General features: G+C 65.3%; 22 protein-coding genes. 9 read left to right on the top strand and 13 right to left on the bottom strand.

Annotation, left to right across the window (positions count from 1 at the left end; genetic code table 11):
• Nucleotides 1–2: 2 nt before the first annotated feature.
• Both BM118_RS12705 and BM118_RS12710 read right to left on the bottom strand, forming a co-directional pair.
• Nucleotides 3–1808, bottom strand: coding sequence for a long-chain-acyl-CoA synthetase (locus BM118_RS12705; RefSeq protein WP_177234248.1), 1806 nt, complete (start codon nucleotides 1806–1808; stop codon nucleotides 3–5).
• Nucleotides 1809–1915: 107 nt separating this feature from the next.
• Nucleotides 1916–2185 (bottom strand): phosphopantetheine-binding protein, encoded by a 270-nt coding sequence (locus BM118_RS12710; RefSeq protein ID WP_177234249.1) that lies wholly within the window; start codon nucleotides 2183–2185, stop codon nucleotides 1916–1918.
• A 233-nt stretch (nucleotides 2186–2418) separates the two neighbouring features.
• Here BM118_RS12710 and BM118_RS12715 point away from each other — a divergent pair, with 233 nt between their 5' ends.
• The 6 genes from BM118_RS12715 to BM118_RS12740 are packed head-to-tail and all read left to right on the top strand — an operon-like array spanning nucleotide 2419 to nucleotide 8949.
• Complete coding sequence (locus BM118_RS12715) at nucleotides 2419–3645, top strand: acyl-CoA dehydrogenase family protein (protein WP_092185666.1); 1227 nt, start codon at nucleotides 2419–2421, stop codon at nucleotides 3643–3645.
• 26 nt (nucleotides 3646–3671) lie between these two features.
• Nucleotides 3672–4676 (top strand): amino acid--[acyl-carrier-protein] ligase, encoded by a 1005-nt coding sequence (locus BM118_RS12720; RefSeq protein ID WP_092185668.1) that lies wholly within the window; start codon nucleotides 3672–3674, stop codon nucleotides 4674–4676.
• A 32-nt stretch (nucleotides 4677–4708) separates the two neighbouring features.
• Complete coding sequence (locus BM118_RS12725; RefSeq protein ID WP_092185670.1) at nucleotides 4709–6010, top strand: O-acetylhomoserine aminocarboxypropyltransferase/cysteine synthase family protein; 1302 nt, start codon at nucleotides 4709–4711, stop codon at nucleotides 6008–6010.
• Complete coding sequence (gene metA / locus BM118_RS12730; RefSeq protein WP_092185672.1) at nucleotides 6007–7164, top strand: homoserine O-succinyltransferase MetA; 1158 nt, start codon at nucleotides 6007–6009, stop codon at nucleotides 7162–7164. Before BM118_RS12725 ends, metA begins: the two co-directional genes overlap by 4 nt.
• Before the next feature lie 11 nt (nucleotides 7165–7175).
• Nucleotides 7176–8033, top strand: coding sequence for an acyl-CoA acyltransferase (locus BM118_RS12735; protein ID WP_177234250.1), 858 nt, complete (start codon nucleotides 7176–7178; stop codon nucleotides 8031–8033).
• 28 nt (nucleotides 8034–8061) lie between these two features.
• The gene (locus BM118_RS12740) at nucleotides 8062–8949 is read left to right on the top strand and encodes a branched-chain amino acid aminotransferase (RefSeq protein WP_092185676.1); all 888 of its coding nucleotides are present in this window, start codon (nucleotides 8062–8064) and stop codon (nucleotides 8947–8949) included.
• Nucleotides 8950–9121: 172 nt separating this feature from the next.
• On the opposite strand, the gene BM118_RS12745 is transcribed toward BM118_RS12740, so the two are convergent.
• The 11 genes from BM118_RS12745 to BM118_RS12795 form a co-directional block, all read right to left on the bottom strand.
• Nucleotides 9122–9409, bottom strand: a complete 288-nt coding sequence (locus BM118_RS12745; protein WP_092185678.1) for a YciI family protein — start codon at nucleotides 9407–9409, stop codon at nucleotides 9122–9124.
• A gap of 75 nt (nucleotides 9410–9484) precedes the next feature.
• On the bottom strand, nucleotides 9485–10459 hold the full coding sequence (locus BM118_RS12750) for a sugar ABC transporter substrate-binding protein (RefSeq protein ID WP_092185680.1): 975 nt from the start codon (nucleotides 10457–10459) through the stop codon (nucleotides 9485–9487).
• 42 nt (nucleotides 10460–10501) lie between these two features.
• Nucleotides 10502–11479: an ABC transporter permease gene (locus tag BM118_RS12755; RefSeq protein ID WP_027546406.1), complete on the bottom strand. Its 978-nt coding sequence runs from the start codon at nucleotides 11477–11479 to the stop codon at nucleotides 10502–10504.
• Entirely contained in the window at nucleotides 11476–12426 is a 951-nt protein-coding gene (locus BM118_RS12760) for an ABC transporter permease (protein ID WP_027546405.1), read from the bottom strand. Before BM118_RS12760 ends, BM118_RS12755 begins: the two co-directional genes overlap by 4 nt.
• The gene (locus tag BM118_RS12765; RefSeq protein WP_092185681.1) at nucleotides 12419–13942 is read right to left on the bottom strand and encodes a sugar ABC transporter ATP-binding protein; all 1524 of its coding nucleotides are present in this window, start codon (nucleotides 13940–13942) and stop codon (nucleotides 12419–12421) included. The genes BM118_RS12760 and BM118_RS12765 overlap by 8 nt, the downstream gene beginning before the upstream one ends.
• Complete coding sequence (locus tag BM118_RS12770) at nucleotides 13939–15333, bottom strand: FAD-linked oxidase C-terminal domain-containing protein (RefSeq protein WP_092185683.1); 1395 nt, start codon at nucleotides 15331–15333, stop codon at nucleotides 13939–13941. The genes BM118_RS12765 and BM118_RS12770 overlap by 4 nt, the downstream gene beginning before the upstream one ends.
• Before the next feature lie 60 nt (nucleotides 15334–15393).
• Nucleotides 15394–16278 (bottom strand): intradiol ring-cleavage dioxygenase, encoded by an 885-nt coding sequence (locus BM118_RS12775; RefSeq protein ID WP_092185685.1) that lies wholly within the window; start codon nucleotides 16276–16278, stop codon nucleotides 15394–15396.
• A gap of 15 nt (nucleotides 16279–16293) precedes the next feature.
• Nucleotides 16294–17196 carry an NAD(P)-dependent oxidoreductase gene (locus tag BM118_RS12780; protein ID WP_092185687.1) on the bottom strand — a complete coding sequence of 301 codons (903 nt, stop codon included), beginning with the start codon at nucleotides 17194–17196 and terminating at the stop codon, nucleotides 16294–16296.
• Nucleotides 17197–17217: 21 nt separating this feature from the next.
• Nucleotides 17218–18591 carry an amidohydrolase family protein gene (locus BM118_RS12785; protein ID WP_092185689.1) on the bottom strand — a complete coding sequence of 458 codons (1374 nt, stop codon included), beginning with the start codon at nucleotides 18589–18591 and terminating at the stop codon, nucleotides 17218–17220.
• A 4-nt stretch (nucleotides 18592–18595) separates the two neighbouring features.
• On the bottom strand, nucleotides 18596–19675 hold the full coding sequence (locus BM118_RS12790) for a maleylacetate reductase (protein ID WP_092185691.1): 1080 nt from the start codon (nucleotides 19673–19675) through the stop codon (nucleotides 18596–18598).
• The gene (locus BM118_RS12795; RefSeq protein WP_092185693.1) at nucleotides 19672–19995 is read right to left on the bottom strand and encodes a Dabb family protein; all 324 of its coding nucleotides are present in this window, start codon (nucleotides 19993–19995) and stop codon (nucleotides 19672–19674) included. The genes BM118_RS12790 and BM118_RS12795 overlap by 4 nt, the downstream gene beginning before the upstream one ends.
• A 108-nt stretch (nucleotides 19996–20103) precedes the next feature.
• Here BM118_RS12795 and BM118_RS12800 point away from each other — a divergent pair, with 108 nt between their 5' ends.
• The 3 genes from BM118_RS12800 to BM118_RS12810 are packed head-to-tail and all read left to right on the top strand — an operon-like array spanning nucleotide 20104 to nucleotide 23295.
• Nucleotides 20104–21027, top strand: coding sequence for a LysR family transcriptional regulator (locus BM118_RS12800; RefSeq protein ID WP_092185695.1), 924 nt, complete (start codon nucleotides 20104–20106; stop codon nucleotides 21025–21027).
• Nucleotides 21028–21071: 44 nt separating this feature from the next.
• Entirely contained in the window at nucleotides 21072–21539 is a 468-nt protein-coding gene (locus BM118_RS12805) for a MarR family winged helix-turn-helix transcriptional regulator (protein ID WP_092185696.1), read from the top strand.
• A 46-nt stretch (nucleotides 21540–21585) separates the two neighbouring features.
• Nucleotides 21586–23295, top strand: coding sequence for an FAD-dependent oxidoreductase (locus BM118_RS12810; RefSeq protein ID WP_092185698.1), 1710 nt, complete (start codon nucleotides 21586–21588; stop codon nucleotides 23293–23295).
• Nucleotides 23296–23301: the final 6 nt, after the last annotated feature.

The raw sequence follows: 23301 nt of genomic DNA on the forward strand, positions 1-23301 counted from the left end.
TGTTAGAGCCTGATTTCGCCCTCAACGATGCGCGCGTAGACGGCCCGGTCGATCGAACGATAGTCACCGGTTGCCGGATCACGCAGGAACAGCGGATCGTCCACCACCGACGGATCGAATCCCTCGCGGATCAACCGCTGCTTCTGCTGCTTGAAGGTGTCGGTCGTCTCGAGCGCCCGGCACAACCTGACGAAGGCTGGAACTGCATAACGCGGCAGCCGATACGAAAGGTGTTCTCTGAATACCCCGAAATCGAAATCTCGGTCGACCACCAACGCCGCCATGCCGGCGCGGCCATCGGCCCCGGACACCGCAACTCCATAGGTCGAGGCGTCGAGAACGCCGCGGCAGTCCCTGATTGCGTCGTTCACTTCGCTGGTCGCGACGTTCTCGCCCTTCCAGCGGAAGGTGTCGCCGACGCGGTCGATGAAGTGAAAATACCCCTGCTCGTCGCGCAACATCAGATCACCGGTGCGAAACCAAGCATCGCCCACAGCGAAGACGTCGTGCAGAATCTTCCTCTTGGTCTCCTCGGGATCCGTGTAGCCCTCGAAAGGCCGGCCGTCGCGATCGCCACCACCGATGCGTCCGACAGCCTCGCCGGTCTCGCCAGGTGCGCAGGCGATGCAGAGCCCAGCGGCGCTCCGGACCGGGGTGCCGCTGTCGGCATCGATCTTGACGATCGAGGCGGGAAAGCGATGCGCCAGAACCGGCGGGATCCGGCCGATCGCGCCCGGTCTTCCATCGACATTAAACAGCGAGAAATTGCCTTCGGTTGCGGCATAGAATTCGAGGATCTGCGGAATCGCGAACCGGTTGGCGAACGTCTCCCAGATGTCGCCGCGCAATCCGTTACCGACGGCCAGCCGCAGCCGATGTCGCGCCTCTTGTTCAGACGCCGGCGCCTTCAGCAAATAGCGGCAAAGCTCGCCGATATACTGGAAGACGGTGCAGTCGAAACGCTCGATGTCGTCCCAGAAGCTGCCGGCGGAAAACTTCTCCGCAATCGCGACCGAGCCGCCCGCGCAGAGCATGCTGCAGGGAGCTGCGACGCCGCCCACGGAGTGATGGAGCGGCAGGCAATCGTAGAGACGATCGTCGATGGAGGCGTCCGTCAGTCCGGAAAACCATCCGCCCCAGGCGAGAATGCGGCGATGACTGACGTTCGCCGCCTTCGGCAGGCCCGTGGTGCCCGAGGTGTAGATGAGGAGCGCGCGTCCGTCGATCGTGACGTCGCCGCGTTCGGCGGAGGACAGCGGGCGTGGCTCGAAGGCGGCGAGCGCCGCATCCAGGTCGCCGCTTGGATCGCCGGTGCCGAGGCTCCAACATTGCGGCACGCGGTGCAGGTGCGGACGCGAGCTCTCGAACGCATCCACGCAGTCGGCAGCGAGGATGAGGTGATCGGCATCAGCGACGTCGATACAGTGGGCGAGCGACCGGCCGACCAGCCTGGTGTTGATCAGTGCCACCGTCGCGCCGACGCTGCTGATGCCGAGCCAGCAGGCGAGGTAGTCCGGCCGGTTCGGCATCAGCACGCAGACGGTGCGGCCGGCATGGAGGCCGAGGTCCCGCGCCCAGCGCGCATACCGGTTGATCCGGGCAGCGAGTTCGCCATAGGTGAAGGATTGGCCGTCCGAGAGCAAGGCGGGCCGCCCGGGCTGACGCTGTGCCCAATCCGCCACGATGTCGGCGAGCAACCGATGCGGCTGGGCTTCGAGCCGTGCGGTTGATGCGATGGCTTGCAGCCAGGTCTTGGCGGCGGACCGTCTGCGCCGCGGAGCGTCGCGGCTGGTCGCCGGCTGGATCATGGCTTTCTTCGGGACGTGATCATGCGGCTGAGCTGGCTCGACGTGCGCGCGCACCCGTTCGATGCGGCTCGCTTGGTTGTCGGAGCGGAACCTCTGTTCAACTGGCTTCATCCCGCCCCGGATCCCAGCTGGTTGAGGATCATCCGCTCCATTGCCTTTACCGATCGAAAGTTTTCGGGCGTGATCTCGAACTGGGGAAGGATGAGGTCGAACTCGGCTTCGACCTTGAGCATCAACTCGACCATGCCCATCGAGCTGAGCCCGATATCCACGAGTCGCGACTCCGGGTGGACATCGGCGGTGATCGCGTTCTGCTGGAGGACGCTCCTGACGACCGATAGAACACGATTCTGAACGTTGATGGCTATGTTGTGCATTTCAGCCGGTCTCCCGCCGTGGCCAGGCGTGATCACATTCGGGGGCGACGATACCCAACAGTTCCTTCGGCCAATAGCTCTGCTTCGGAGGTACCTCGCCCGGGAGTGGAAGCTCCTTGACATCCACTTCTGCGCCAACGACGCGGCAGGGGAAGTGGGCTAGTTGTCGATTTGGAGCGGAATTCATCTCGATCTGGCTCGCATCGTCCAATCATGACGGGAGGCTCTGGCCCATGACTGTGCAGGAAGTTCAGTTCCGCAGCGTCGCCACGGAAATTGGCCGAGTAGCATTCTCTCCCGACGGCTCCTCGTTCCAGCAGCGAACGGCAAATGTCGCGCAGGTCGCCGCGGCGGAGGCAGAGGCGGTCGATCGCGAGGCGCGCTTCCCGCGGAAGGCGATCGACGCGGCGCGCAAGGAGAGACTTCTGGGCGCCCAGATTCCGGTCGAGTTCGGTGGAGACGGTGCGTCTGTCTCCGAGGTGGCCGATATGTGTTACGCGCTCGGCCGCGCCTGTGCTTCGGTCGGGATGATCTTCGCGATGCATCAGACCAAGATCGCGTGCCTGGTTCGCCACGGCGCGGGCAGTGGCTGGCACGAAAGTCTCATGCGCCGCGTGGCTGCCGAGCAGATGCTGCTGGCATCGTCGACCACGGAAGGCCAGAACGGTGGAAACATACGCTTCAGTTCGGCCGCAGTGGAGAGCGCCGGCACCGAGATCTCGCTGGTGCGCGATGCGACGGTGATTTCGTACGGCGCCGAGGCGGACGGCATCATCACCATCGCCCGCCGCTCGGACTCGGCCGCCGGATCCGATCAGGTGCTACTGGCCATCACCCGTGACGACTATACGCTGGAGCCCACTCTCGCGTGGGAGACGCTCGGCATGCGCGGGACCTGCAGCGCCGGTTTCAAGCTGAATTTCAGGGGCGCCGCGGACCAGATATTCCCCGTGGCATACGAGAAGATCCATGCGCAGACGATGACGCCCGTCGCCCATCTGTGCTGGTCCTCGGTATGGGCGGGGATCGCGGCTGCGGCGGTGGACCGGGCGCAGCTCTTCATCCGCAAGGCCGCCCGCGGATCGGGCGGTAACATGCCTCCCGGCGCGGCGCACTTCACCGCCGCCAAAATGAGCCTGACGAAATTGCGCGCCGTCATCGCCGCGAATCTCCAGTTCTTTGAAGTACGCGAACGGGACGTGCGCGCGCTGTCGTCCGTCGACTTCCAGTCCTCGATCAATCTTCTCAAGGTGGAGGCCTCCGAGCTCGCGGTTGCGACCGTCATGCATGCGATGCGCGCCTGCGGCCTGTCCGGATACCGCAACGACACCGACGTGAGTATCGGCCGCCACCTGCGTGACGTGCTTTCCGCTCCGATCATGATCAACAACGATCGCATCCTCGCCAGCATGGGTACCGCCACGCTGATGAGCACGGTTCCGGACTCCTTGTGCGATTGATCTTCTTCTGAAAAGGAAACGGCCTGATGAACGTGGTCATTGTCGAAGCACCGGCGGACTCCACTCCGCCTCCAGCCGATCCGCTGGACCATCTTGCAGATGCGCTGTTCCACGAGATGGGCTCTCCCGGCGTCTATGGCCGCACCGCACTCTACGAAGACGTCGTGGAGCGAATTGCGGCGGTGATCTCGCGGAATCGCGAGCCGAACACCGAGGTGTTGCGCTTCCCGCCCGTCATGAATCGCGCCCAGCTCGAGAAGTCGGGCTATCTGAAGAGCTTTCCCAATCTTCTCGGCTGCGTCTGTGGCTTGCACGGCATAGAGAGCGAGATCGATGCGGCGATCAGCCGCTTCGATGCCGGCGGCGACTGGACCGCATCGCTATCGCCGGCCGATCTCGTGCTGTCGCCGGCAGCCTGCTATCCGGTCTATCCGATCGCGGCGAGCCGAGGGCCCGTGCCGGCAGCCGGCTGGAGCTTCGACGTGGCCGCCGACTGTTTCCGTCGCGAACCCTCGCGCCATCTCGACCGGCTGCAGTCCTTCAGAATGCGCGAATTCGTCTGCATCGGGAGCGCCGATCACGTCTCGGCGTTCCGGGACCGTTGGATCATACGCGCGCAGAAGATCGCCCGGGATCTCGGGCTGACCTTCAGGATCGACCATGCCAACGACCCGTTCTTCGGCCGGGTCGGGCAGATGATGGCGGTGAGCCAAAAGCAGCTGTCGCTGAAGTTCGAACTGCTGGTGCCTCTGCGCTCCGAGGAGCGACCGACCGCCTGCATGAGCTTCAACTACCACCGGGATCATTTCGGCACCACCTGGGGCATCGTCGATGCGGCCTGCGAGCCGGCCCACACTGCCTGCGTAGCCTTCGGAATGGACCGTCTCGCCGTCGCCATGTTCCATACCCACGGCAAAGATGTCGCTCAGTGGCCGATCGCAGTGCGGGACCTGCTTGGCCTGGGGCAGACCGACCGCGGGGCACCCTCAGCAGTCGAGGAGTTCCGATGCGCCAAGGAAGCCGGGAGCTAGCCCGGGATCGGAGAGCGGAAGGGGGCGCCTCCATGAGGAGAGAGACTCTCGCCGTTCACGGCGGCTTCGAAAGCGATCCGGCAACGAAAGCCGTTGCCGTGCCGATCTACCAGACGGCCTCGTATGCATTCGACAGCGCCGACCATGGAGCCGCGCTCTTCAACCTTGAAGTGGACGGCTTCCGCTACACGCGGATCGGCAATCCGACCAACGCGGTGCTTGAGAAGCGCGTCGCCGCCCTGGAAGGGGGCATCGAGGCACTCAGCGTGGCCTGTGGTCAGGCCGCGGTGAATTATGCGGTCGTGAACATCGCGGAGATGGGCTCCAACATCGTCTCGGTCCCGCAGCTCTATGGCACCACGCATACGCTGTTCGCGCACATCCTGCCGAGGCAGGGCATTGCGGTCCGTTTTTCGGAAGACGACCGGCCGGAAAGCGTCGAAAGGCTGATCGACGACGATACACGGGCAGTGTTCTGCGAGAGCGTCGGGAATCCAGCCGGAAACGTCTGCGACATCCAGGCGATGGCCGATGCCGCGCACAGGCACGGCGTCCCGCTCATCGTCGACAACACGGTGCCGACACCGATCCTGCTCAGGCCGATCGAATACGGCGCAGACATCGTCGTGGAGTCGCTGACGAAATTCATGGGCGGGCATGGCACTACGCTCGGTGGAGTCATCGTCGACGGCGGCAGGTTCCCGTGGGCGGAGCATCGCCGGCGCTTCCCGATGATGAACGAGCCGGAGCAGTCCTACCACGGACTGGTCTTTACCGAGCGCTACGGCGCCGCCGCCTACATTGCGCGTTGTCGCGCCGTCTCCCAGAGGACCACCGGCGCCGTCCTGGCGCCGATGAACGCTTTCCTGCTGCTCCAGGGCATTGAGACCGTCGCGCTGCGGATCGAGCGGCACGTCGAAAATGGCGCAAAGGTCGCGCAGTTCTTGCGCAATGACCGCCGTGTCGAGTGGGTGAATTATGCCGGCTTTCACGACAGCCCTTATTTCGTGCTGACGCAGAAGTATCTAGGTGGTCGGGCGTGTTCGCTGCTGACTTTTGGCGTGGCTGGAGGCTTCGAGGCGGGCAAGCGGTTCTACGACGCGCTGAAGCTCTGCAAGCGGCTGGTCAATATTGGCGACGCGAAAACGCTCGCCTGCCATCCCGCATCGACGACGCACCGGCAAATGTCGGCCGGAGAACAGGACAGAGCCGGCGTGCGGCCCGAGATGATCAGGCTCAGCGTCGGAATTGAGCACATCGACGACATCGTCGCGGATCTCGATCAGGCCCTCTGCGCCGTTGACGTTTCGTCAAGCATGAAGGCACTCGCATGACTGTCTTGATCGACGTAGATTCGCAAGAGCATCACCTCTTATCGAGAGCGCCGGGCACAGGCGCCCACGCGACGGCGTCGCCGGGAAACCGGGCGGAGTGCCTCGATATCGGGCTCATCAACAACATGTCGGATGCTGCCTTGATGTCGACCGAGCGCCAGCTGTTCGACCTGCTGGCTGCGGCTGCCGGACGACTTTGCGTCAGGCTGCATTTCTATACGATGGAGGCGACCCCCCGTTCGGAATGGGGGCGCGATTACGTTCGTCGATACTACCGCGGCATGGACGATCTGCTGAACAGACGCCTGGATGGAGTGATCGTGACCGGCGCCGAACCCAGAGCCGCCTGTCTGACGGAAGAGCCATACTGGACCACCTTCGCCGAGATCACGGACTGGGCCCGGGAGAATACGGTGTCGTCGGTGTTTTCCTGTCTGGCCGTCCATGGGGCCGTCCTGCACCTGGACGGCGTTACGCGCCACAAGCTCCCCACCAAATGCTTCGGTGTCTTCGCCCAAACAAAGACGAGACATCATCCCTTGATGCAGGATGTGCCGAGGACGTTCCGAATTCCGCACGCCCGGTGGAACGAGGTGCAGGAGGAGGATCTCTCGGACTGCGGATATTCGGTTCTCACCTGGTCGGCGGAGGCCGGCGTCGATTGCTTCGTCAAGCAGCAGAAGAACAGCCTTTTCGTCCATTTCCAGGGGCACCCGGAATACGAAACCCAGAGCCTGCTGGGTGAATATCGAAGGGATATGGGTCGCTTCCTCCGGGGAGAGAACGAGGTCTGTCCGACGATACCGAGGGGCTATCTGAACGAGGGCGCGGAAGAGATACTGGTCGCTTTCCGACAGAAAGCCCTTTCCGACAGAAACCCGGAGCTTTTTGCCGAGTTTCCAGTCGATCGGCTGACGAACGACCTGCGCAATGTCTGGCATCTGCCGGCCCAGCGCATATACCGCAACTGGTTGCTGTACATGGTGTCGCAGCGCGCCGGACGCACAAAGCCGTTGGGAGCCCGAGAAGCGGCTCTGTCTGCCGCCGGAATTCCGGCGCATCGCCACGGACGCAGGTTGGTTGCCGCTCGATCCGCTCGTCTGGCGCGCTCGCCAAACCCGGCGACCAAGAGGCGGCTCGGATACTACGAGTGAGAGTTCGAACCATGATCCGATGCCGTGAGATAGGAATAGCCGATCTCGACGCCATCGCCGATCTTCTGACACGCGGCTTTCCGATCCGTTCGCGCGACTACTGGATCGACGGACTCCGGCGCCTGTCTGTGCGCGAGACGCCCCACAGCTTCCCGCGCTTCGGCTACATGCTCGAGCACGACCGGGCGCCCGTCGGTGCTCTGCTGTTGATCCACACCGCAAGGAACGATGGTGGAAGCACCTCCATCCGCTGCAATCTTTCCAGCTGGTATGTGGAACCCGCCTTTCGCAGCTACGCACCGATGCTGACCAAGGTCGCGCAGCGCCACAAGGACGTCACCTACGTCAATATCAGTCCGGCGGAATGGACTTGGCGAGCCATCGAAGCGCAGGGATTCCAGCGCTATTGCGGCGGCTTGTTCTTCTCCTTTCCGGCGGTGTCGCATCCGGTCAAGGCTATGCGCGTGGAGATCTTCCGGCAGGACACGCAGGCGATCGACGGCTTGTCGGAGGCTGACGTTGCGCTGCTGGCGCGTCACGCAGCCTACGGCTGCCTCTGCCTAGTGTGCCGCGCCGCCGATGGCCGTGCCTTTCCGTTCGTTCTGCAGCAGATGCGCGCCGGCGGCATCAGGCTGCCGGCGATGCAAATGATCTATTGCCCCGATGTGGCCGATTATGTCGTATGCGCCGGCGCCATCGGCCGCTTCTTGCTGCGGCGCGGCCGGATATCGATAGCGCTTGACGCCAATGGCTCTGTGCCTGGCCTCGTCGGCATCTACAGGCCGGTCGGCCGCAAATACTTCAAGGGCCCGCATTGCCCACGGCTTGCCGATCTGTCGGATTCCGAGCTGGTGATCTACGGACCATAACTCAGTCGTCCCGGAACGGAGGTTCGTCATGGTTCCCGATACCAAGTCCGTCAGCCATTCGAGGACATGGACATTCTTCCGCGGCCATTGGCACGAGGGCAACGCGCCGATCATGGGGCCGCGCACCCATGGGCTCTGGCTCGCCTCGACCATCTTCGATGGCGCGCGCGCTTTCGAAGGCGTCATGCCCGACCTCGATCGCCATTGCGCCCGCGTCAATCAATCTGCGGTCAATTTCGGGCTCAAACCGGTCGTCGATCTCGACACGTGGCTCGGACTGGTGCGCGAAGGTATCGCCCGTTTCCCGGTCAATGCCGAGCTCTACATCCGCCCGATGTACTGGCCGCAGAACGGCATCGGCGGCGGTGTGCTGTTCGATCCGGAAACGACGGACTGGTGCCTTTGCATCTACGAATCGCCGATCCCGGAGCCCGTCGGCAGCGCTATTACCCTGTCGCCGTTCCGCAGACCGACCGCCGAATGCGCGCCGGCCGATGTCAAGGCCTCCTGTCTTTATCCGAACAGTTCCCGTGCGCTCAGGGAGGCGGTCTCGCGCGGCTTCCAGAATTGCCTGATGCTGGACATGCTCGGTAACGTCACGGAGTTCGGCAATTCCAACGTATTCATGGCGAAAGACGGCGTTGTCTTTACGCCGGCGCCGAATGGCACTTTCCTGAATGGGATCACGCGGCAGCGCGTGATCGAGCTCTTGCGCGGTGACGGCATCACGGTGTTGGAGGCAACGCTGCGCTACTCGGATTTTGTCACTGCGGACGAGATCTTTTCGACTGGCAATTTCGCAAAAGTCGCGCCGGTGATCCGGATCGACGACCGGCAACTCAGGCCCGGGCGCTTTTATGCGCGGGCACGAGAGCTGTATTGGGATTTTGCCCACGGTGTGAAGCTCGCCGCGTGAGAGGACTTCACTGGAGAGGATACGTCACACGACGATGTCAGCGCACCGCCGACGTCATCTATTCCGATCTCGAGATCGCGGGGTAGGAACGGGGGGGATCGATTGGGGGGGGGCCGAGCAAGCGGCAGGTTCGGCGAATCGACCTTGCCGGTTCGGCCGATGCCGAGGCCGCTCAACCCTGGCGGCGCAGAAAGCCCGTGATCGTGACCTTGTCCCAGATGCCGGCCGCGGCGAAGGGATCGGCGCGGTTGAAGGCTTCGACCTCGTTGCGGCCCGGCGCCTCGATCAGGAACAGGCTGCCGATCATGGTTGCGCCGTCGTCGGAGACGAGCGGCCCCGACATCACGATCTTGACGCCGAAGCGCGCGGTGTCGCTGAGAAAGGCCTTGTGGGCGTCGTAATTGGCGAGCCTGGTCGGCAGCGCGCCGGCGCGGTCGATGGCGTGAATGGCGAACAGCATGTGGTCTCCGTTTCTTGCTTCAGTTGTTGGGACGGCCGCAGGAGCGGCCGTCCGGGTTCGTGGTGATCGACTGGCTCATTTCGCGCTGAGCTTACCGGCGTCCTCGAAGGTCGGGCAGGTCCGCTGCTCCAGCGGCACGTCGAACGGCTGGTAATTGTCCTTGGTGATGACGGTCGGCTTCAGCACGATCTCATTGATGACCGGCTGATTGCGCAAGGAGCGGATCGCCATCATGGTGCCGAGGCAGCCTTGCGCAAACCCGTTGTAGTCGCCGCTCGCGAGCAGCTTGCCGGACTTGATCGCGTCGATCGCCTCCTTGGTGCCGTTGATGCCGATCACCTGCGCCTTGCGGTTGGCACCGTCGAGCGCCTCGATCGCACCGACCGCCATGGCGTCGTTGGCGGCGAGCACGCCGTCGATCTGCGAATTCGACTGCATCAGATTCTCCATCACCTGGAGCGCCTGGAGCCGCTGGTAGTTGCCGGGCTGCGAGGCCAGCAGCTTGGCGCCGGCGTTCTCCTTCAGCGCGTCGTTGAAGCCGCGGACGCGGTCGACATTGGTCAGCGAGCCCTTGACGCCCTCGATGATGACGATGTTGCCCTTGCCGCCCAGCGTCTTGAGCAGGAAGCGCGCGGTCTCGAGCCCGAGGCTGTAATCGTCGGCGCCGACGAAGGAGAGGAATTTGCCGCCGGCGGAGCGGTCGGTGATGTTGACGACGGGGATCTTGGCCTCGTTGATCTTCTCGACTCCCGGCACCATCGCCTTGTAGTCGACCGGCGTGAAGACGATGGCGCTCGGCTTCTTCACCACGACGTCCTCGATCTGGCTGAGCTGCTCGGGGATCGAGTCCGGCTTGGTCGGAATGTACTGGAGCGTCTTCGCGTTCAGCGTCTTCGCCATGTTGTCGGCGCCGACCCGCACCGTCTGGAAGAACGGGTTGGTCTGGTTTTTGGTGAAGACGGCGATGGTCTCGCCGTCGGCGCGCGCCTCCGTGGTGAGCGCGGCCGCCATCAGCAGCGGCAGCGCCATATAGCCAAGTTTCCGTTTCATGTTGCCTCCATCCCTCGTTTTGCTTGTTGGAACGTCAAGAACTCATTGCGCGCGGCGCCGGGTCTTCATGTCGAGCCAGACCGCGAGAATGACGATGATGCCGGTCACGAGCGGCTGCCAGTTGGCGCTGACCGAGAGCAGGTTCATGCCGTTCAGCACCAGCGTCAGGATCAGCGCGCCAATAAAAGTGCCGAACACGGTGCCGACGCCGCCGAACAGCGAGGTGCCGCCGATCAGCACGGCCGCGATCGCCGGCAGCGTCAGGCTCTCGCCGATGTCGGCCTCGGCCGAATTGAGCCGCGACAGGAAGATGATCGAGGCAAGGCCAGCCATGGTGCCGGAGACGGCATAGACCAGCAGCAGGCGGCGCGCGACCGGAATGCCGGAGAGCCGGGCCGCGACCGGATTGGCGCCGATCGCATAGATCTCCTGGCCCCAGATCGTGCGCTGGGCAAACAGCGTTCCGATGCCGAGGAAGACCAGCAGCAGGTAGACCGGGATCGGCAGGCCGAACAGATAGCCGCTGCCGATCTGGCGGAAACCTGCCGGGAAACCGTGCAGGGTCTCGCCCGCCATGTACCAGTAGGTGAGGCCGTTCAGCACCCAGAGCATGCCATAGGTCGCGATGAAGGAGGGGATGCGCAGCGCGGTCACCATGACGCCGTTGAGGAGCCCGACGATGCCGCCGCAGGCGAGCCCCGTGAGGATGCCGAGCGCCGGCGAGCCGGTCTTGTGGATCACGGTTCCGGCGATACAGGCCGACAGCGCGACATTGGCGCCGACCGAGAGATCGAGGCCCGCGGTCAGCACCACGAGCGTCAGGCCCGAGGCGATGAAGAAGGTCAGGCTCGCCTGCCTGAGCACGTTGAGGATGTTGCCGAGGCTCAGGAAGGAATCGCTGAGCACGGCCAGCACGGCGCAGATCAGCAGCGCCGCGAGCAGCCGATAGAACACCTGGATCGCGTCCTGCGACAGGAAGGAGCGGGGCGGCACGATCGCCTCTTTGCTGATGTCGGTCATGCGCGGCTCCTGAGGCCGTCGAGGAACAGGGCGACGATGACGAGGACGCCGACGCTTGCGACCTGCACCGAGGAAGGCATCGAGATCAGGTTGAGCCCGTTGCGAAGCACGCCGACCGCGATCACGCCGAGCAACGTGCCAAGCAACCAGCCATTGCCACGCTCGAACGAGGTGCCGCCGACCGCGACCGCTGCGATGGCATCGAATTCAAGGCCAAGGCCCGCGGTGGGGTGACCGGAATTCATCCGCGCGGTCATCAACAGGCCCGCGATGCCGGCCATGGCGCCGCCGATCGCGTAGACCGCGATCAACAGCCGGTTCGGCGAAAGGCCGGCATAGCGCAGCGCCTCACGGTTGCCGCCGAGCGCGAAGATGTAAGTGCCGAAGCGGGTGTGATAGAGCAGGCCGTGAAAGACCGCATAGGTCACCAGCGCCATCACGATCGGAACGGGTACGCCCAGCAGCGTCGCCGAGTAGATGTCGCGCACGCTGTGGGGAATGCCGACCACGCTCTGGCCGTCGCTGACGATCAGCGACAGGCCCTGCGCCATGCCGAGCGTGCCGAGCGTCGCGACGAAGGGCGGGATGCCGAGGATCGCGACCAGCCAGCCGTTGACGGTGCCGAAGGCTGCGCCGACCAGCAGGCCGGCGCCGAGGCCCAGCAGCATCGACTTGGTTGCGAGCGACACGATCGCGACGCAGAGCGAGGTCAGCGTCAGCACCGCGCCCATCGACAGGTCGAGCCCCTCGGTCATGATGATCAGGGTCATCGGCAGCGCGAGCATGGTCAGGATGGTCGACTGCACCAGCACGTTGGAGAGGTTGGCGACCGACAGGAAGCCGGGTGCGATCGCGCTGAACAGCGCGATCAGCAGCACCAGCACGATGGCAACGCCGGGAATGCGTTGCAGCGGATTGGGCTCTGAAACGACCGCAGCTTCACGCATGATGCATCCCCAATCGCACGATGTTCTCCTCGGTCAGTTCGTTGCGCGTCAGGTGTCCGGCGATGCGCCCTTCGCGCATCACATAGGCGCGGTCGCAGACATGGCAGATCTCGACCTGCTCGGACGAGATCATCAGGGCGGCGGCGCCTTCCGCGACCAGGCGGTCGATCAGCGCAAAGATCTCGGACTTGGCGCCGATGTCGATGCCCCGCGTCGGCTCGTCGAAGATGAAGAGCTTCGAGCCGGCCGCCAGCCACTTGCCGATCACGACCTTCTGCTGGTTGCCGCCCGACAGCAGGCCGACGGTCTGGCGCGCGCTGGGCGTCGCAATCCTCAGCTGCCGGATCAGGCCGTCGGAGGTGCGCTGCGCCGAACGTTGGTCGAACAGGCCGCTCGGGAACAGTTTTCGCAGCGCCGACACCACCAGATTGTCACTGACCGACCGCAGCAGCGCGAGGCCTTCGCTCTTGCGGCTCTCGGGGATCAGCGCGATGCCGCGGCGGGCGGCAAGATCAGGCTCGCCGGAAATGGTCTTGCCGTCGAAAATGATCTCGCCGGCGCTGACGGGATCGGCGCCGAAGATGGCGCGCGCGACTTCGCTGCGCCCGGAGCCGACCAGGCCGCACAGGCCGACGATCTCGCCCCGGCGCACCTCGATGTTGATGTCGGAGATGCCGGTCGATGAGCTCAGGCCCTTGACCTCCAGCAGCACCTCGCCGGGCTTGTCGGCGAAATTGCGCGGATAGGTCATGTCGACGGTGCGGCCGACCATCATGCGGACGAGCTGGTCCGGCGTGACGTCGGCGGGGCGGACGCCGTCGATGCGGCGGCCGTCGCGCAGCACCGTGATGCGATCGCCGAGCGCGAACACCTCCGCCATGCGGTGCGAGATATAGACGATCGATACGCCGTCGGCTTTCAGCCGCGCGATCAGCGCGAACAACAGCTCGGTCTCGCGGTCGGACAGCGCGGCGGTCGGCTCGTCCATGACGAGGATGCGCGCGTTCTGGCTGATCGCCTTGGCGATCTCGACCATCTGCTGCTGCGCCACCCCCAGCTTGTCGACGATGGTGGAGGGATCGATGTCGAAGCCGATGGTGCCGAGCACGCGTTTGGCATCGGCCAGGATCTTGCGCCGATCGATGGTGCCGGGGATGCGGCCCTTCGGCTCGCGGCCGAGGAAGATGTTCTGGGCGATGTCGAGATGGGGGACCAGCGAGAATTCCTGGAAGATCACGGCAATGCCGAGCTTCTGCGCATCCGCGGCCGAGCCGATCGCGACCTTCTCGCCCTCGTAGTAGAACTCGCCGGCATCGGCGCTGTAGGCGCCGCACAGCACCTTCATCAGGCTCGATTTGCCGGCACCGTTCTCTCCGAGCAGCATGTGGACTTCGCCGGGGAAGACGGCAAAGGACACGTCGTCCAGCGCCTTGACGCCGGGAAACTCCTTGCTGATGCCGCGCAGCTCCAGCAGCGGCTTGGGCGAGGTGACCTCGATCGGAAGCGCGTCGCTCATGCCTTGGCTCCGCTCGCAAAGATCTTTCCGGGATTCATCAGGCCGTCGGGGTCGAGCGCGGTCTTGACCTGTCGCATCACATCCACGGCCTCGCCGAGCTCGTCGGCGAGATAATCGATCTTGCCGAGCCCAATGCCGTGCTCGCCGGTGCAGGTGCCGTCCATGGCGATGGCGCGGGCGACCATGCGGGCCTGGAGCGCCTTGGCGCCGTCGCTCTCCTCCAGCTTTGCCGGATCGATCAGGATCAGCATGTGGAAATTGCCGTCGCCGACATGGCCGACGATCGGCGCGGTGAAACCGTGCTCGTCCGCGTCGCGCCGCGTCTCGGTCAGGCATTCCGCCAGCCGCGAGATCGGCACGCAGACATCGGTGATCACGGCGCGCGCGCCGGGCCGCAAGCCCAGGCCCGCATAGAGCGTGTTGTCGCGGGCGTGCCAGAGCCGGCTGCGGTCTTCCTGCGCCTTGGCCCAGGCAAAGCCATGACCGCCATGGTCGGCGGCGATAGCCTCTGCGGCCTCGGCCTGCTCGGCGACGGAGGCCTCGGAGCCGTGGAATTCGAAGAACAGGGTCGGGGCCTCGCGATAGCCGAGCTTTGCGTAGGCATTGATGCCGCGTATCATGACGTCGTCGAGCAGCTCGATGCGCGCCACGGGGATCGCGGACTGGATGACGGAGATCGCGGTGTCCACGGCATTATGCAGGGTGTCGAAGCTGCAAACCGCGGCCGAGATCGCCTGCGGCACGGGATGCACCTTCAGCGTGATCTCGGTGATGAGTCCGAGCGTGCCTTCCGCACCGACGAACATGCGCGTCAGGTCGTAACCCGCGGCCGACTTGCGGGCGCGCTTCGCCGTCCGGATCACGCGCCCGTCGGCCAGCACCACCTCCAGCGCCATGACATTGTCCTTCATGGTGCCGTAGCGCACCGCCATGGTGCCGGAGGCCCTCGTCGATGTCATGCCGCCGATCGAGGCGTCGGCGCCCGGATCGATCGGGAAGAAGAGACCGGTGCCGCGCAGCTCCGCGTTGAGCTGCTTTCGCGTGATGCCGGGCTGCACCACGACGTCCATGTCGCTGTCGTGCACCGCCAGCACCTTGTTCATGCGCGCGAAGTCGAAGCAGACGCCGCCGGCGACAGAGGCCGCATTGCCCTCGAGCGAGGTGCCGGCGCCGAACGGGACGATCGGCACGCCCGCGTTTGCGCACAGCTTGACGATCTCGACCACCTCCTGCGTGGTCTCAGGGAAAACGACGATGTCAGGCGGCAGGTTGCGATAATGCGACTCGCTCTGCCCGTGCTGATCGAGCACGCCGCGCGCGACGCTCGCGCGCGGGCCGATCATGCCTATGAGGCGATCGGCCAAAGCTACTGTGCTGACCCGCGGTCCCATCCTTGCTCCCTGTCTGCCCCGATGACGGACTCTTGCCGGTCCGCCGTGTTGTGGTTCGGCTTAGGCGGCTCTTGCGCTGCTCGCAACCTGCTTCAGGCCGAAATCGTAGTTGAGATGGAAATACTCGCTGTCCACCATGCGACCATCCGGCGCACGCCCCGCCGGGTGACGGACGAACTCGCGGATCAGGCTGTCCTTGACGCCGAACACCACGTCGCTGTCGAGATATTGGTCGCCGGCGACGAACACGTGGGTCACGAGCTGCTCGAAGCCAGGCGCCGAGATCATGAAATGCACATGCGCCGGACGCCAGGGATGGCGGCCCTGCACCTCCAGCATCTCGCCGACCGGCCCGTCATGCGGGATCGGATAGGCCGCCGGCTTGATCGACCAGAAATGGAAGCGGCCGTTGGCGTCGGTGTGGAAGCGCGCCCGCATCGCGAGATCGCCGATGTCGTCGAGCTGCTGCACGTCGTAATAGCCGTCATCGTCGGAATGCCAGACGTCGACGATGGCGCCTGCGAGCGGACGTCCGTCGACGGTCGAGACCGAGCCGGTGACCAGCATCGGGTCGCCTTCCATCGGACCCGAGATGTCGGCGCCGCTGTCCTTCTCCGGCGCGGCCTGGACGAAGAACGGGCCGAGCACGGTGGTCTCGGTCGCACCTTCCGGCACCGGATGGTTGATCGCGTCGACCAGCATGGAGACGCCGAGCGTATCCGACAGCAGGATGAACTCCTGGCGCTTGTCGTCGCACATGTGGCCGGTGCGGGTCAGGAAGTCGATGCCGTATTCCCATTCCTTCTGGGTCGGGCGGACCTCGCGGACGAAGGCATGGAGGTGGCGCACCAGCGCCTCGCTGACCTCCTTGATGCGCGGATCGGTTGCGCCTGCGATCCGCTCCAGCACCGCGTCCGTGATCGTGTTTTCGTTGAAGTTGCGCATGGGTGTCTCCGTTGATCAGAGCTTCGGTTCGCCGAGGCCGGACAGCCGCTCGAGATGCTTGACGGTCGCGATGAAGTCGGCCTCGCCGTCGCCCTGCGCCACCAGCGCGCCATAGGTCTCGCGCACTTGCGCGGCGAGCTGCAGCGGCACGCCGACGGCATGGCCGGCGCCGAGGATGAGGTCGAGGTCCTTGGCCATCTGCTTGCAGGAGAAGGTGGACTCGAAGTCCCGCGTTCGAAGCGGCGCGGTCTTGTACTTCACCATCGGTGAGGCCACCGCGCTGTCGTCGAGCACCTTCAGGATGTCCTGCCAGGCGATGCCGCCCTTGCGCGCCAGCGCCAGGCTCTCCGCCATCATCGCGGCCGACACCGCGATCATCAGATTGACCGCGAGCTTGGCGTAACGGGCTTCCTCGGCAGGACCGAGATAGGTCTGGGCGCGCGTAAAAGCTGCGAACAGCGGCTTTGCGCTGTCGAAGGCGTCCTTCGGGCCCGAGACGAAGCAGGTCAGCGCGCCGGTGTGAACGATGCTGGCATTGCCGGAGACCGGCGCGCGCAGATAGGCGACACCGCGCGCCTGCGCGGTGGCCGCAACTTCGGTGGAGGCCTCGACGCTCACGGTGCTGGTCTCGATCAGAACGGCTCCGGGCGCCATCGCGGCGATGAGCCCGGAGGGGCCGAGCAATGCGCCGCGCAAGGCGGCGTCGTCCGGCAGCGACGTGATAACAGCCGCCTTGCCGCTCACGGCCTCGGCCGGCGAGGCGGCAATCGAAATGCCTTGTGTGCGTGCATCGTTGACCCGTGCCGCGCTCTGATCGAACGCGGTGACGGCATAACCGGCCTTGGCGACGAGCACCGACATCGGCAGGCCCATCTTGCCGATCCCGATGAAAGCGACATCTTTTGCAGCGTCAGTCATTGTCGTTGTCCATTGGCGCCTTCAGGCGGCGCGTCCCTGTCGTTCGATATCCTGCACCAGCCGCCGGCCCGATTGCGCCAGCAACTCCTTCTTCGCCGCCAGCCCCTCGGCCAGCAGCCGGCCGTTCCGCTTCTTCCACGCGCCGCCGATCATGACGGACTCGATGTTGGCGAGGCTCGTCTGCATCACGACGGTTGCGACGGGATCGTGCACCGGAAAGAGGTTGAGATCGGATGCGTTGATGATGACGAGGTCGGCGAGCTTGCCCGGCGTCAGCGAGCCGATCTGGCTCTTGCGGCCGAGCATGCGGGCGCCTTCAATCGTGATCCAGCGCAGCGCTTCGCGCACGGGGATGGTGGTGGTCGCCGGAATGGTGCCGCTGTCCCGGCGCGATTCCGCATTGTCGAGCGCCCGCTGCATCGACAGCGCGACGCGCGCGGCGGAGAAGAGATCGCCGGCCAGCACGGATTCCAGATCAATGCCGATCGTCGGCTGCACGCCGCGCTTGAGCAGCCGTCCGGTGATCGGAAAGCCGTGACCCTGAATCATCTCGTTCTCGGGCGTCACCGAGAACGACACGCCGAGATCGACCAGGCGGTCGAGGAGATCGTCAGGCAGATCGTTGCCGTGGACGATATTGATTCCGGCGCCGACGAGACCCGCCGCGATCAGCTTCTCCCAGCCATCGGGCGTCTTGGCGGGCCCGCCGCCCTGGTGCATCGAGGCGATCAGCTTCAGCTCCCGCGCCAGGCGGAAATCGTGCATGGCGACGTCGAGCGTCGAGTAATGCGGACCAAGGATCGCAAGCCCGAGCGTGACGAGGCCGTCGCGATCGGCGAGGGGGCCGGCGAGCAGCCGCTCGACCTCGCGGCGCGGATGCGGGATCTCGGAGAAATGGGGCTCGCCGGGCTTCGGCTCCGGTTTCGGCGAGCCGTGAAAGAATGCGGCGCGGATCCCGCTCTCGATCAGGCCGCGCACGGCGGCATCGGTATGATCGGGCGTCGGATTGTTGTGGCACCAGTCGACCAGCGTGGTGGTGCCGCAATTGATCTGGTTCAGCGCGCCGACCAGCGTGGCGATGTAGATGTCGTCAGGCCGGAACACGGTCGCGAGCCCGGCATGCATGCGGCGGAAATATTCCAGCAGCGTCCAGTTCGCGGCATAGCCGCGTAAGCCCGTCTGCCAGGTGTGCATATGCGCGTTGACGAGGCCGGGGATGACGATCCGGTCCTTGCCATCGACGATCTCGGTCTCGGCCGCGCCGCTGCCGAGGTCGATCGACGCCCGCACGTCAATGATGCGGTTTCCCTCGACCAGCACGTCGCCGGTGCGGAGGTCGCCAATCGCATCATCCATGCTGATGATGGTTGCGGATCTGATCAGCGTGCGCGGCATCGCTTCAAGCCACCGCTTTGGTGACAACAGGCGGCTCGCCGGCCCAGGCGCGCGCGATCAGGTCGCGGATGGCGCCCCGCTCGAGCGGCCGCGGATTCCAATAGGCATTGGTGACGGCGAGATCGGCCGCCTTGTCGATGCCGCTCGCGGGCATGCCGACGTCGCGCAACGCAAGCTTTGCGCCCAGCCGCTTTGCGAGCTCGTAAAGTCCCTGCGACGCATCGGCGGCGCCGATCGCACGCGAGATGCGCGCCATGGCATCGGGCACGGCGGGCGCATTGTAGGCCAGCGCATGCGGCAGCACGATGGTGTGGGTCTCGGCGTGCGGCAGATCGAAGGTGCCGCCGAGCGTGTGGCAGAGCTTGTGATGCAGCGCCATGCCGACCGTGCCGAGGCAGACGCCGCACAGCCAGGCGCCATAGAGCGCCTCGGTGCGGGCCTCGCGGTCGTCGCTTTTGGCGGCAATCGCCGGCAGGGCGCGCGCAAGCGCGCGAATGCCTTCTTCCGCCATCAGCGAGGTGACGGGATTGGTATCGCGTGCGTAAAGCGCTTCCACCGCATGCGCGATCGCGTTGATGCCTGATGTCGCGGCCAGGCTCGCCGGCAGCGTCAAGGTGAGATCGACGTCGTAGATCACGGTCTCCGGCAGCACGGCCGCATTGCGCACCGTGGTCTTCAGGCCGTTCTCGGTCTGGCCGACGATCGGCGTCATCTCCGAGCCGGCATAGGTGGTGGGGATGCAGAGCTGGTTGACGCCGGTGCGCAGTGCCAGCGCCTTGCCGAGGCCCGTGGTGGATCCGCCGCCGAGCGAGACGACGCAGTCGGCCTCGCACGCCTTCATCGCCGCGAGCGCCCGCTCGGTCACGTCGACCGGCGTATGCATGGTCGCGCCGGGAAAGATGCCGGCATAGAGCGGGCCGAGCGCTGTCCCTAAGCTCTTGCCCTGCGCCTCCTGCTGCGGCGTCGTCAGCACCAATGCGCGCTTGCCGCCGAGCCGCTCCACCTCGGCCTTGGCGCTAGCCAAGGTTCCGCTGCCGAACACGACGCGGCAAGGCAGGTTTTCAAAGGTGAACGAACCGATCATGCGCCGGTCTCTTTGATGGGATAATCGACCTGAAAGCGGCCGATCCGCAAGTCGCCGAGCGCCTCGCGCACGCGCAGGTGCTCCGGGTGGGTGGCATAGGCCGCCAGCGCGGCCTGGTCGGTGAATTCGGAGAACAGCACGACGTCGCAGGCGTAATCGACAGCGCTGACGTCGAGGCCGACTTCGATATGGGTGAGGCCGTCGATCCGGCCGCGCAGGCCCTCAAACAGGGTCTTGACCTTGGCCCGGGCGGCGGACCGCTCCTCGGCGGTCTCCCCGCGCAGCCGCCACATCACGATGTGCCTGATCGGGCCCGACATTTCCCAGTTTCCTCGCCTGTCATCTTGCTTGTGTTGGGTCCATTTTGGCTTGCGGGATACGGAAATAAAGGCCAATAATTGTAAGTCTCTTTTCCTAAAAGTGGAAAAATGGATCGCCTGCTGCAATTGGAGGTGTTCGCCAAGACGGCCGAGCTCGGCAGCCTGTCCAAGGCCGCCGAGGCCTTGCGCATGTCCAATGCGGCCGCGAGCCGCCATCTCAGCGCGCTCGAGGAGCGCCTCGCCGTTCGCCTGATCGAGCGCAACACGCGCCGCTTGTGGCTGACGGAGGCGGGGCAGGAGCTGCTGGAGCGGTCCAGCCGGGTGTTGAGCGAGCTGGCGGAAGCCGAGGACATCGTCAGCGATCGCGCGCTGTCGCCGCAGGGCATGCTGCGGGTCACGAGCTCGCTGTCCTTTGCGGTGATCTATCTGGCACCGATGCTGCCGGCCTTCCGCGCGCGCTATCCGAAGCTCAACATGCAGATCACCACCGCCAACCGCTATCCTGACTTCATCGAGGCCGGCATCGACGTGGCGATCCGCACGCGCGAGCAGGAGCCGGATTCGAACATCATCGTCCGCCGCATCGGCCAGATGCGTCGTGTGCTGGCAGCCGCACCCTCCTATCTCGCAAGCGCAGGCGAGCTGGAACAGCCCGCCGATCTCGCGCGCCACAACATGCTCGTCTACAACCTTGCGAACGATCCCTATTCGTTACGCCTGCGCAAAGGCAACGGCGCGCAGACGGTGCGCATCACGCCGACGCTCGACAGCAATGACGGCCAGGTCATCCGCGGCGCGGCGCTGGCGGGTCTCGGCATCCTCATCCAGCCGCTCTACATCGTCCAGAGCGATATCGCGGCGGGCCGTCTCGTCCCGGTCCTGCTGGACTGGGAGCTGCCTCTGCTCACCATGAACATCGCCTACCAGAACCGTGCCGGGCTGCCGGCCAAGATCAGGGCCTTTTCCGACTTCCTCGTCAGCCACATCCGCGAGCATTCGGAGCCGGGGATATGGATGGACGCGGCGAAGTAAGTGACGGACACTGAAATCCCGACTGTTTCCGAGAAGGCACAACATTGAAATCCAGGACATCCGGGACGGCGTGGCGGCATGCCAATATCGGCCGCCTGCTCAACAACGCGGTGCGACGCTTCGAAGGCCGCGTGCTCGAATTGATGAGCGAGCGCGGACATGACGAAACGCGCATCGCCCATGTCAGTCTCACCCGCAATCTCGACGTGGAGGGGACGCGGCTCACGGAGCTCGCCCGCCGCGCGTCGATGAGCAAGCAGGCGATGGGCGAGCTGGTCGATCAATGCGCCGAGCTCGGACTGGTGGACCGCATCGCCGATCCGACCGACCGGCGCGCGCGCATCGTCCTGTTCACGCCGGCCGGGCGCAAATGGCTCGATGCGTTCCGCGATGCCGTCGACGTCGCCGAGCAGGAGATGCGCGCCGAGCTCGGCAAGGCCACGATGGACGCGATCCTGAAGGGCCTGGCGGTCTATGGCGCGCAGTTCGACACGCTCGAAGATGCCGAATAGTCATGCTACTTGACGATATCGTCAGGCAACCTTACCATGCAGGATAATGCTGGTAGGGAGAAGCGTCTTGGAAACACGTCTGACGGCCGCGGTGCTCATCGTGGGCGGGGGGCCCTGCGGGCTGATGCTGGCCAACGAGCTCGGCCGCCGCGGCGTGTCCGCGATCCTGGTCGATGAAAAGCCGGGCACGGCATTCAATCCGCAAGCCAATGCGACGCAGGCGCGCTCGATGGAGCACTATCGCCGGCTGGGCTTTGCCGACGAGATCAGGCGCGAAGGCCTGCCCGCCGACTATCCCACCGACGTCGCGTATTTCACCCGCTACACCGGCTATGAACTGGCGCGGTTTGCATTGCCGTCGTCGTCGCGCGCCAGCGAACTCGTCAAGGGCCTGTCCGGCTCCTGGAGCGCGGCGGAGCTGCCGCATCGCGTCTCGCAGAAATATGTCGAGGCGGTGCTGCGCCGGCACGCCGAACGGCTTCCCGGAATCCAGCTCAACTACGGTCATCGTCTCATCGGCTACACCGAGAGCGACGACGGCATCGTCGGCGAGATCGAACGCCTCGATGATGGCAGCCGCTTCCAGGTTCGGGCCGGCTTCCTGGTCGGGGCCGATGGGCCGCGCTCGCAGGTCCGGCAATCGCTCGGCATCGTCTATGGCGGCGAAACCGGGACGCAGCGCGACTTCATGGGCGGCCGCATGCTGGCGGTCTATCTCCGTTCGCCCGAGTTCTACGCCAGCGTTCCGCATGCCAGGGCGTGGATGTACAATTGCTTCAACGGCGATCGCCGCGCCTTCATGGCCTCCGTGAACGGACGCGACGAGTTCGCGTTCCATACGCAGCTCCGGCCCGGCGAGGACGAAAGCGCGATCACGGCCAACGAGGCCAAGGCGGCGTTTCAGCGCGCCTGCGGCGCGCCGATCGCATGCGAGGTGCTGTCGTTCCTGACCTGGACCGCCGGCCACGCGCTGGTTGCGAATGCCATGCAGCGGGGCAGGGTGTTCCTCGGCGGCGATGCGGCGCATCTGTTCACGCCGACCGGAGGCCTCGGCTACAACACCGCGATCGAGGATGCGGTCAATCTCGGCTGGAAGCTCGCAAGCGTCGTCAAGGGCGTGAGCCCGGCCGCGCTGCTCGACAGCTACGAGGTCGAGCGGCGCCCGGTGGCGCTTCGCAACACCGACTATGCGCGCCGCTTCGCCGACTCCCTGGGCCTGTTCGCGCCCGCGCCGGAGATCGAGCACGCCACGGACGCGGGCGGCGAGGCGCGGCGGATGGCGGGCGTCTATCTCGAGCAGCACGCCCGCGCCGAGTTCAACATCCCCGGCGTCACCTTCGGCGGACGTTACGACGGCTCGCCAATCATCGTCTCCGATGGCAGCCAGCCGCCGCCGGATGCCGCGAATGTCTACGTTCCGAGCGCCTGTCCCGGCGGCCGCGCACCGCATGCGTGGCTGGAGGACGGCGTGTCCTTGTATGACCTGTTCGGATTCGAGTGGACGCTGCTCCAGTTCGGCGACGTCATGTCCGGCCATGCTCCGCTCGGCGAGACCGCCCGCGCGCTCGGCGCCGACGTCAAACTCGTCACGCTGCCGAAGTCGCTGCGCGATCTCTACGAGGCGGACCTCGCTCTGATCCGTCCGGACCAGATCGTGGCCTGGCGCGGCAGCGCGTCACAGGCCGGGACGATCGGGCATGTCCTTGCCCGCGCGCTCGGGCACGGCGCGAGCGACGGCGCACGGCTGGCAAGCTGATCTGTT

Source organism: Bradyrhizobium sp. cf659 (assembly GCF_900113725.1).
Classification (GTDB): domain Bacteria; phylum Pseudomonadota; class Alphaproteobacteria; order Rhizobiales; family Xanthobacteraceae; genus Bradyrhizobium.